The following is a 9,217-nucleotide window of genomic DNA, read 5'->3' as shown; positions in this document are numbered from 1 at the left end:
CCTATGCCAAATGAATGAAGCCGTTAAGCAAGCTGGCGGCACACTTACCCCAAAACAGGCGCAAGAATGGCGAGTTGAGTATCGTGCCTGTTTGAAGCAGGCGGATAGTGAATGTCCGCCACCCGATGAAACACAGCGAGAAGGAAAACGCGGTAAATTAAAACGCTCAAAATCACGAAATCTGCTTGAAAGGTTAAGGTGCTATGAAGCAGATGTGCTTCGGTTTTTAGAAGACCCCAACGCCCCGTTTACCAATAATCAAGGTGAGCGCGATATCCGCATGCTTAAGGTGCACCAGAAAGTATCAGGCTGTTTTCGATCAATGGGGTGGTGCGAATATCCTGTGTCGTGTCCGAAGTTATTTATCAAAGGCAACAAAACAAGGCCTCACGAGTTCAGAGGCTATGACATCGCTTTTTAAGGGAGAGCCACTTCCTTTTATGAGGGATGCTGTCACTAGTTCGTCTGAGGTTCCTCTTGTATTCTATAGAGTTGCAGCAACTATCCAGCTACTACATGTAGTACTAAAATCTATTTATAACACTACTTGTTGTAAAAATAGCGTGATAAAAGCATTGAGCAAAAAGATTCTATGGCGATGCTTTCTATGTCTTCAGATCAACGAACCCAATCCACAGTATCAAAACTTTATCAAGTTTAATGATAAGTAGCTGAGTGATTTTTTACTTGTTTTTTTCTCCAACAAATGTCTCTTTTTTTTATCCAAGTAGTTTGTTTTAATAGTTGCTAGGGGAAGTGATATTGCTTCAAACAAGAAAACAAAAAAGGAAAATTGTTATGACAAAAAGGGGGAGTGAATGAAACAGTTGAAAAAAGAAAAAACACTTGCACACTTGCACACTTGCACACTTGCACACTTGCACAGTTGTGGCTTGACGTAAAGTTTATTGAAAAAGACGCTGCAGTAAGTTTAGGTGGGCGTTGGTGTTCAATTCGAAAAAAATGGTATGTACCTTTTGGATTGGACATCAACTTATTTAAAAAATGGTTTAAAACAGGAGGTTAAAGCATTTAGGCAGCGTGAATTAGCACTGCTTGAACAAGAAAAGAAACAAGTGCAACAAAAAAAGAATCGGTTTAAAAAATATGCTCAACAAAGGAGAAAAGTAGCATGAAAAACGATATACAAAAAGCTAGAGAGTTACAAAAAAAACTTTCTTCAGGTCAAGAAATTAGAGGCATTGATAAGTTATTTCTAAAGCGTTTAATGGCGGGAAATGGAGAAGTAGTAGTAAGTTCTCATTCACAATCTATTTTAGATGAAATGTTACTAATTGTGTTAAAGCTTGCTGAATTGGGCGATATTGATTCAAGCAAATTAGCTAGCTTAAATCAAGACTTTAACTGTTTAAAGCATGAGCTGTCAATGCTTTCAGAGCTTTCATTAGCTTATGCAGAAAAAAAGGAGACAACGTATGTTCACTGATGACAAAAAAGAAGGTCACAAATTAACAGCTCGCCAGCAAAATTTGCAACCTGCGAAAAATAATAACACTTCAGCGGGTGTTATGCAAAATAATTTGCCCGGTTTTTCACTCGACCAAGCATGCGATATGCTTGATCATCTTTCAGCTGACATGTCTCGATCCGGGTGGATTAGGGTTTTAATGGCTCTCAAATCTGAGTTTGGTGAGACTGCAAAACCGGTGGCCCAATCGTGGTCTGAGTTGGGTCAAAGTTTTGATTTACGTGATTTTAACAGCGCATGGCGCTCAATCAAGCCGGGTTGTAAGGTGACGATTGGTACGCTCTACCACATGGCTAAGCAGGCGGGTTATCGTGTTTCTGTAGGATCTCTAGATAATGCTGCTTATCAATCATATTTAAAAGTGTTGCCATCGCAAGTTTGGAAGGGGAGCACTGAATGTGATTACGATAAAGCGGCTGAATATGCAAAAATCTTAATCAAAAATGCACAGCCTGCGACCTCAAGCCACCCTTATTTGCTTCGAAAAAATATCCAACCATGTGGTGTTTTGCGCGACCAATCAACAGGTGATTTGTTGATTCCGGTCTATAATTTTGATAGTAGCATTATTCAAACTGTGCAAAGAATTACGGCTGCTGGCAAGAAGCGATTTTTGAAGGGTGGCGCAGTGACGGGCGGATCATACACGGTTCAAAATGGTATAGATCGCAATGCGATTTACATTTGTGAAGGCTTTGCAACAGGGGCCAGTCTTGCTGAAAATCAAGCACTGGGTAAGACAGTGGTTTGCTGCTTTAGCTTGAACAATTTGATGCATGTAGCTAAAGCTGTGCGCACAAAATATCCTGATGCTCACTTGATCATAGCAGGGGACAATGATCACCAAAACTCGCTGAATCCGGGGCTTGCAGAGTCGCAAAAAGTAGCCGTTGCGGTGGGTGGGCAATTGTTTGTGCCACCTTTTAACGACGGTGATGCTGGATCGGACTGGAATGACTATAATCTAGCACAGTTGGTTGTAGCAAAAGGAGGTGTAGCATGAGCGCACTTCGACAAGTAACGTCACCACAGAGACACGACTCTGAAATCTATTGCGTCTCAAGAGGTGATAAAAAACACGCTGAAAATGCGACTGATAACAAGCCATTGCTTGCTGTTGAAGCCGGAAAAATGAACACACTTGTTAATCAGACGCTTGATATTATGCGTGATCATTCAAATATTTTTGACTTGGGTGATGAGTTAGTAGTGGTTTTAGCTTCAACGCTGAAGTTGCTTGATAAGCATTTGCTGGCGCATTGGTTAGGTAGTCATATTAGCTTTGTTAGACATGCACAAACGAAAGATGGCATCGAGATCAAGCCAATCGACCCACCTCAAAAACTAATTGATCAGCTTTTGAGTCATGGCCAGTCTAGGGTTCTTAAGCCATTGCGCGCAGTTATAAGTGCGCCAGTTGTCCGGGCTGATGGCACGTTATTATCAGACACAGGTTACGATGCACAGACACAGTTATATTTAACTCAATATGATACATCTGATTTCTGCATTCCCACTAATCCGAGTCTTGATGATGTGCAAGAGGCGCTCTATGTATTGATGTACGCTTTTAAAGACTTTAAGTTTGCAGAGCCGCTTGATAAGACACTTTTATTGGGTGCATTGTTAACAGCGATTGTCAGACCGGTTTTAAAAACAAGTCCCGGATTTGGGATAGATGCTGCAATGCAGGGCACTGGAAAAACATTACTCGCATCAGCGATTGCAACACTTTGTGTCAGTACTGATAAAACGCCAACCATCGTTCCTTTTAGTGGGTCAAAAGGTGATGAAGAAAATCGTAAACGATTGTTTTCATGCTTAATTAATGGCGAGCGCACTCTCATCATTGATAATGTTTTGGGGCAGTTTGATAGTCCATCACTAGCGGCGGCGATGACGAGCGGTTACTTAACTGATCGAATTTTGGGCGCAAGTAAAACACAAAAGCTGCCTGTAAATCTAATGGTTTTGCTGACGGGTAATAATTTAACCCTTGCAGGCGATATGCCGCGGCGCATCCCAACCATTCGTATTGTGACTGAAAATGACGATGTTCCTGCGTTTAAACGTCGATTTGATCTTGATCCTATTGAATACATAAAACAAAATCGACTCAGGATAGTAGAAGCGGGATTGACGATTATAAAAGCTTGGTTTTGCAGTCCAGACTATAGCAATAAACGGTTTGCGGATGGGAGCTTGGCTTCTTTTGAAGAATGGGACAGTTTAGTTAGACAGCCCATTGCTTGGCTAAGTCGTCAGTCTTGGGGCACTGAGTGGCAAGATCCGATGGCCGGTTTTGAACGTGCGCAGCAAGCTGATCCTGAGCATGAGGGTCTGTTTGACTTGCTTGAAAAGTTGCATAAAGCCTTTAATGATAGTGTGTTTACAGCTAAAGATGTAATGAAGAAGATAAGTTCTGACCCTGACTCTTACTCTGATCTCAAGGAGGCGTTTGAAGAGTATGTTCCAAAGCTAACTACTCGATCAGTCGGAAGAGTTCTGACTTACAGAAAAGACCGAAAAGTCAATGGTTTGATGTTGAAGTCTCTGGGTAAACAAGCAAATGTTTCGCGATGGCGGATTGAGTGTGATGCTACAAAGCAGGCTCAAAATGATTATGATGACTTTGACTCTGTGCCGTTTTAAGCACAATGCGTAATTGGTAGTGTAGTGTTAAGAAGGGGCGATTCGCCCTTTTTTCGTTAGTTTACTGTGCAGGGGGTTTAGTTTAAACGCGACATTTTTAGTTTAATGTATTGTTTAAGTTATGAGCAGAAACGTTGTATTTACTGGGTTTGTGAGTGGTGTCTTTAGTTTAAGTAGTTTAATTAGTTTAATTTAGTATTCTCATCCGTGTGCTTGTTAGGACTGTATAGGCTTGGTTGAATTGGGTTGCTTTTAGCTTATTTGGAGTAGCAGGGTGAGGCCTTTCAAGCAGGGCACTCTCTCTGCTATTTTTTTTAAACACAGTAAAACAAACTAATTAAACTACTTAAACTAAAACTATTGTGAATAAAGCTTGTCATAACAGGGGTTGCGCCACTTAGTTTAGCGAGACACTAAACTAAAATACTATTCATTAAACTTTAACTCAATGGGTTTGAAACTACATTTATGTTGAGTTGATCATGGTATTGATTCAATAGCAGTGAATAATCACCATCAAGGCTACCCAGCCATTTTTTCCTCAGGGCTAAAAACAAGCGACCTAAACTAAAATGAGTGTATATGAGACCTCTTGCAAAACTCCAGTAATCGAATTGCGTTTACGAACAAAATTCCACCAGTAAAAGCCACTTCAAACCTCAGCCAACAAGGAATAAACATCATAACCAGTATTTAGTTTTGCAAGAGGTCTATGGTTAACCTTTGCACGTCACGCTTCAGGCTTTATTTAAGTCTTGTGGTATCATTAATGTTATTAAAATTATCTTTTAATTTATTTTGTATCGTCCTAGATGTTTATAATATCTATTTAGGGGGATAACTTCCTTTTTGGTGGTGTCCAAAAAGATCTAGACTTCTGAACACTTTTGTAAAAAAACTAATAAACCAGCCATTTTTTTACACCGTACGAAGGTGTTTAATTAAATTCAGAAAGGTCTAGCTTTTCGGACACATAGGAGCCAGCATAGATAGCTGAAGTGGAGAGCCACATTTATGAATATTGGATATATACGTGTTTCAAGCTTGCATCAGAACACAGAGCGTCAGCTACATGATGTCGAGCTTGATAAGTTATTTGAAGAAAAAGCCTCAGGCAAAAATCAGTCTCGACCGGTTTTACAGGCGTGTTTAGAGTTTTGTCGGGAGGGTGATAGTTTGCATGTTCATTCAATTGATCGATTAGCACGCAATTTAAAAGATTTGCAGGATGTGGTTGAACAATTAACATCAAAGCGAGTAAGGGTGCAATTTCATAAAGAGCAGCTTGTTTTTGATGCAATGAATGATCCTTTAAAAAAGTTGATGTTTCAGATGATGGGCGCGTTTGCAGAGTTTGAACGTAACTTGATACGCGAGCGTCAAGCAGAGGGTATTGTGCTTGCTAAAGCGAAAGGGCGATATAAGCAAGTCGGGCGCAAAAAAGTGATGACGCCAATTATTATCGAGCAGGCTCGATTATTGATTAAGCAAGAAGTGCCCATTTCACGAGTTGCAAAAAAGTTAGGTGTTTCACGCCCCACCTTGTATCGAGCACTCCAAAGTGCATGAAGTATTAAGCTATAATAGTAAGATACGAATCATAAAGAGCTTTAAAATTCGATGCCAATCTATAAACTAGACACCATTAGTGATATTGAGGAGCTTGTAAATGCACCCATTAGTGAGCAGAACTTGGATGCGTTGCATCGTTTAGCTGATGATTGGCAACTGCATTTACAAGATGTACCGGCTAAGTTATTACTCATTGAACTGTTAGATGAGTTTATTGAGCGATATGAGCTACATGATGATGACCGGTTCAGTGACCTGTATTGTGACTTGGTTGAGGCGGGTCATCGTTATACGCAAGCTTGTCAGCAAGCACTGGGTACTACAACAAAACATCAATAGTGATTGCTCACTTGAGTTTGAGTGGTTAAAATCAAAGCTATTGCATTTAGAGTAAAAATATGACCACAGCAACAGGTGAGAGCATCGCCAACCCTTCCAACCAAGACCACGATAACCCTTGGAAAGAAGCGTTAGAATATTATTTTAAAGACGCGATGGCGTTATTGTTTTCAATGGTGCATCAAGCGATAGATTGGAATCAACCGCCTGAGTTTTTAGACAAAGAACTACAAAAAATCCTAGCCAAAGCTGAGCGCGGTAAAACCTATGCCGACAAACTGGTCAAAGTAAAACTGATCTCCGGTGAAGAAACCTGGTTACTGATCCATATTGAAGTCCAAGGCGAGCCAGAGCATGATTTTGCCCAGCGCATGTTCAACTACAACAGCCGTATTCGCCAACGTTATAAAAAAGACGTGATTAGTCTGGCAATACTCAGTGATACCAGCCCGACATTTAAACCCCAAACCTACCACTATAACGCGCTAGGGTTTAACTTGCGCATGGACTACCCTGTTGTAAAACTGCTCGACTTCTTACCACAGCGCCAATCGCTGCTGACTGGGGAGAATGTATTTGGTTTACTTGTGCTGGCACAGCTCGATGCTAAACTGCTCAAAACCCCACAAGAGCGCTTAAGTGCCAAGGTAGCACTCATTCGTCAACTCTATGAGCGCGGATACAGCAAAGAACAAATCATCACCCTATTCAATTTGATAGACTGGATGATTACGCTTCCCAAGGAACTTGTGATAGAATTTGACCATCAAATCGATGCAATCGAACAGGAGAAGAATATGCAATATATCAATTCATTAGAGGACCTCTATTTAGAGCGTGGTAAGCTAGAGGGCAGGCTAGAGCAAGCAATCGAAATGATTCGAGAGTTTAATTTATCGGTAGAAATAGTGGCAGAGCGTTGTCATTTATCGATAAAAGAGCTCAAAGAACGTTTAAGCCAAATCGAAAAGTAATCCCACCGTATCCAAAAAACGCCCTGCTTAAGGGCGTGTTTTGCATGATGACCATTCGAAACAGGGCTTGATAAGCAAAACCGTTGGTTTCAGCTTGTGCAGTACATTTAAATATGACTTTGCTCAAAGCTATTTTTTATCACTGAAACCCTGCCACTTTATTGTTTCTCCGGCTGTGTTCACAGCTTTCAGTAGTGAATCCTGGTTCAAATGCGCATAACGTTGAGTGGTTTTAACTTGCGTATGCCCTAAAATCTTTTGCACCTCATACAGTGAACGGCCGTTATTGACCAGAAACGAAGCAAATGAATGGCGCAGATCATGAATGCGAACATCCCGAATGCCAGCTTTGTTGCGAACAAGGTCCCATGCCCCAAAAATTTTTTGAAACGGCAATTTTGTTTTGGGGTTTGCGAATACATAATCACAGTCTTTTATTACAGGAACGGATAGTAATAAATCAATCGCTGCATTAGACAAGGGTACATATCGTGTTTGCCCCGTTTTGTTAAACTCAATTTTCCAAACTCGACTCTCCAAGTCAAGGTCATCCCACTTTGCATTTGTTACCTCACTTTTACGTGCGCCTGTTAAAAGAAGAAACATGATTATGTATTTGAGCATTGGCGATCTAGACGCTTCCAGCTGAGCCAATAAGCGCGTCACCTCTTCTGGTGTCAAGTACCGCTCACGCTTATTGTTTTCAGTATAAAGTGGAATTTGATCTGCTGGGTTGCCTTCTAGTCCTGCTATCCCCCACCGCTTCGCGCAATTAAAAATATAGCGGATGATGATGATAATTCGATTGGTTGAGGCAGGTTTATATTTAATGTGGTGCTTGTTAAAGAGTGCTGATAAATGAGCGTGTCGTACTTCATCAAGATGCAAATCCCCAATAATCGGTAGCACATGATTGCGCAACAGTGATTCATCAGTCACCCAGGAGCGTTTATAGCTTTTGATATGAGGCATGTACTGCTGTTCTACAAATTCAGCTACTGTTGGCATCGATTGAATTTGCTTGCGTTGCTCGATAGGATCAATGCCCATCGCAACATTATTGCGAACTTCTTTGGCTTTTTGGCGTGCTTGCGCTAGTGTAAGCTCTTCAATCGAGGCGAGCTTGAGTTGGCGCACTTTTCCACGTAGATCACGATAGCGCACATAATAGGTGGCGCTAGCATTACGAACCTCCACCATTAGCCCTTTAGTATCCTTGTCATGCAGATCTATCTTAGATTTTCCCAGTGCTGGCTTGGCTGTGCGAATATTCTTTTCCGTTAAAACTTGTACTGGCATGTTACCCTCCTTGGGTGATATTAAAAATGTCATAGAAGCTATCTTCTTTATTCAATTATAAGGATGAAGGGATTAAAAACAATAGCTTTTTGTTGGATAAAGATATTAAATATATCACATTATGTTTTATTAGATTTTAATTAGATGCTTTTAGGTTTTTATGGTTACTTGGTAACTCGTTGTAGAGAGTAAAGCACGAAAACGATGCTAAGTGATATAATTGACCTCACTACATTACTAAGAAGAAGGAATATTCGATGCACATGCTCAGAACGGTCTCGGCTATAAAAGCGGGACGAAATGCGCTCGGATGGTCACAAGCTGATTTAGCGACAAGGGCCGGTATTGCAAAAGTGACGCTAGCAAGAATTGAAGCCTGTGCGATTACGCCCCGCTTATCGAGTCTAATGGCATTGCAAAAAGCACTGCAAGATGCCGGCGTCGTGATACAAGATAATTTACCCTTTGAGGGTTATACGCTTACCATCAACCCTTCAGCGATAACTACCTTTTCTGATTTGCACATCGCATCGCCTTTTGAGCCCTAGGAGCCTGTCGGGCAAATAATCGCTAGTTGGCCCAAAACGGGCTTTTTTGCCTTAAAATACGTGATTTTTAGCATATTTGAGCGATTTTCTGTCCTATTTCCCCTACTTTAGACGCAATGATCCCATGCGTTTTATATTCCAGGCTAAACACACAAGTGACCATTCGCCTTTTACGGCCTCTAATCCTCGCAGTGAAAAGGTTCTAAAACCCATGACGGATTTGATGATCCCAAACACCGGTTCGATGGTTTGCTTTCTAAGCGCATAGCGTTTTCGACCTTCTTGGGTTTTGAGCGTGTGTTGCATGGTTTGTTTGATGCTGGCGTTTTCTTCTAGCTTTTCTG

11 protein-coding genes and 1 pseudogene are annotated in these 9,217 nt (G+C 41.1%); 10 read left to right on the top strand and 2 right to left on the bottom strand.

The genetic code is table 11. From position 1 onward, the window contains the following. From NA59_RS13985 to NA59_RS13950, 9 genes and pseudogenes are all read left to right on the top strand, one after another. Nucleotides 1–443: pseudogene (locus NA59_RS13985) on the top strand (IS66 family transposase); the annotation flags it as partial. 371 nt (nucleotides 444–814) lie between these two features. After that, nucleotides 815–1,027 carry a DUF5710 domain-containing protein gene (locus NA59_RS15875; RefSeq protein ID WP_407701058.1) on the top strand — a complete coding sequence of 71 codons (213 nt, stop codon included), beginning with the start codon at nucleotides 815–817 and terminating at the stop codon, nucleotides 1,025–1,027. Next, the gene (locus tag NA59_RS13980) at nucleotides 978–1,136 is read left to right on the top strand and encodes a hypothetical protein (protein ID WP_232504114.1); all 159 of its coding nucleotides are present in this window, start codon (nucleotides 978–980) and stop codon (nucleotides 1,134–1,136) included. Before NA59_RS15875 ends, NA59_RS13980 begins: the two co-directional genes overlap by 50 nt. Beyond that, nucleotides 1,133–1,447 carry a hypothetical protein gene (locus NA59_RS13975; RefSeq protein ID WP_044414322.1) on the top strand — a complete coding sequence of 105 codons (315 nt, stop codon included), beginning with the start codon at nucleotides 1,133–1,135 and terminating at the stop codon, nucleotides 1,445–1,447. Before NA59_RS13980 ends, NA59_RS13975 begins: the two co-directional genes overlap by 4 nt. Further along, on the top strand, nucleotides 1,437–2,492 hold the full coding sequence (locus NA59_RS13970; protein ID WP_044414319.1) for a PriCT-2 domain-containing protein: 1,056 nt from the start codon (nucleotides 1,437–1,439) through the stop codon (nucleotides 2,490–2,492). Before NA59_RS13975 ends, NA59_RS13970 begins: the two co-directional genes overlap by 11 nt. Further along, complete coding sequence (locus NA59_RS13965; RefSeq protein ID WP_052501721.1) at nucleotides 2,489–4,141, top strand: hypothetical protein; 1,653 nt, start codon at nucleotides 2,489–2,491, stop codon at nucleotides 4,139–4,141. The genes NA59_RS13970 and NA59_RS13965 overlap by 4 nt, the downstream gene beginning before the upstream one ends. A 1,014-nt stretch (nucleotides 4,142–5,155) precedes the next feature. Further along, entirely contained in the window at nucleotides 5,156–5,710 is a 555-nt protein-coding gene (locus NA59_RS13960; RefSeq protein ID WP_044414316.1) for a recombinase family protein, read from the top strand. 51 nt (nucleotides 5,711–5,761) lie between these two features. Next, on the top strand, nucleotides 5,762–6,052 hold the full coding sequence (locus NA59_RS13955) for a hypothetical protein (protein ID WP_044414312.1): 291 nt from the start codon (nucleotides 5,762–5,764) through the stop codon (nucleotides 6,050–6,052). Between the two features lie 59 nt (nucleotides 6,053–6,111). Continuing rightward, entirely contained in the window at nucleotides 6,112–7,026 is a 915-nt protein-coding gene (locus NA59_RS13950) for an RpnC/YadD family protein (RefSeq protein ID WP_044414309.1), read from the top strand. A 129-nt stretch (nucleotides 7,027–7,155) separates the two neighbouring features. Here the strand turns inward: NA59_RS13950 and NA59_RS13945 are convergent, their stop codons facing one another. Next, complete coding sequence (locus NA59_RS13945; protein WP_044414306.1) at nucleotides 7,156–8,325, bottom strand: tyrosine-type recombinase/integrase; 1,170 nt, start codon at nucleotides 8,323–8,325, stop codon at nucleotides 7,156–7,158. A 257-nt stretch (nucleotides 8,326–8,582) separates the two neighbouring features. On the opposite strand from NA59_RS13945, the gene NA59_RS14910 reads away from it, so the two are divergent. After that, complete coding sequence (locus NA59_RS14910; protein ID WP_044414302.1) at nucleotides 8,583–8,873, top strand: helix-turn-helix domain-containing protein; 291 nt, start codon at nucleotides 8,583–8,585, stop codon at nucleotides 8,871–8,873. Between the two features lie 102 nt (nucleotides 8,874–8,975). On the opposite strand, the gene NA59_RS13935 is transcribed toward NA59_RS14910, so the two are convergent. Continuing rightward, nucleotides 8,976–9,217, bottom strand: a 242-nt coding sequence (locus NA59_RS13935) for a transposase (RefSeq protein ID WP_157792662.1), incomplete at its 5' end; no start/stop codon positions are given.

The sequence above is a fragment of the Thiomicrospira microaerophila genome (assembly GCF_000934765.1).
In the GTDB taxonomy this organism is placed as follows: Bacteria; Pseudomonadota; Gammaproteobacteria; order Thiomicrospirales; family Thiomicrospiraceae; genus Thiomicrospira; species Thiomicrospira microaerophila.
The sequence above is the reverse complement of the archived record's forward strand: the minus strand, read 5'-3'. Positions and strand labels throughout refer to the sequence as shown.

What these genes read in the sequence shown, in the direction of transcription:
- NA59_RS13975 (WP_044414322.1), top strand. Translation starts at nt 1,133, where the DNA reads ATGAAAAACGATATACAAAAAGCTAGAGAGTTACAAAAAAAACTTTCT.
- NA59_RS13970 (WP_044414319.1), top strand. Translation starts at nt 1,437, where the DNA reads ATGTTCACTGATGACAAAAAAGAAGGTCACAAATTAACAGCTCGCCAG.
- NA59_RS13965 (WP_052501721.1), top strand. Translation starts at nt 2,489, where the DNA reads ATGAGCGCACTTCGACAAGTAACGTCACCACAGAGACACGACTCTGAA.
- NA59_RS13960 (WP_044414316.1), top strand. Translation starts at nt 5,156, where the DNA reads ATGAATATTGGATATATACGTGTTTCAAGCTTGCATCAGAACACAGAG.
- NA59_RS13955 (WP_044414312.1), top strand. Translation starts at nt 5,762, where the DNA reads ATGCCAATCTATAAACTAGACACCATTAGTGATATTGAGGAGCTTGTA.
- NA59_RS13950 (WP_044414309.1), top strand. Translation starts at nt 6,112, where the DNA reads ATGACCACAGCAACAGGTGAGAGCATCGCCAACCCTTCCAACCAAGAC.
- NA59_RS13945 (WP_044414306.1), bottom strand. Translation starts at nt 8,325, where the DNA reads ATGCCAGTACAAGTTTTAACGGAAAAGAATATTCGCACAGCCAAGCCA.
- NA59_RS14910 (WP_044414302.1), top strand. Translation starts at nt 8,583, where the DNA reads ATGCACATGCTCAGAACGGTCTCGGCTATAAAAGCGGGACGAAATGCG.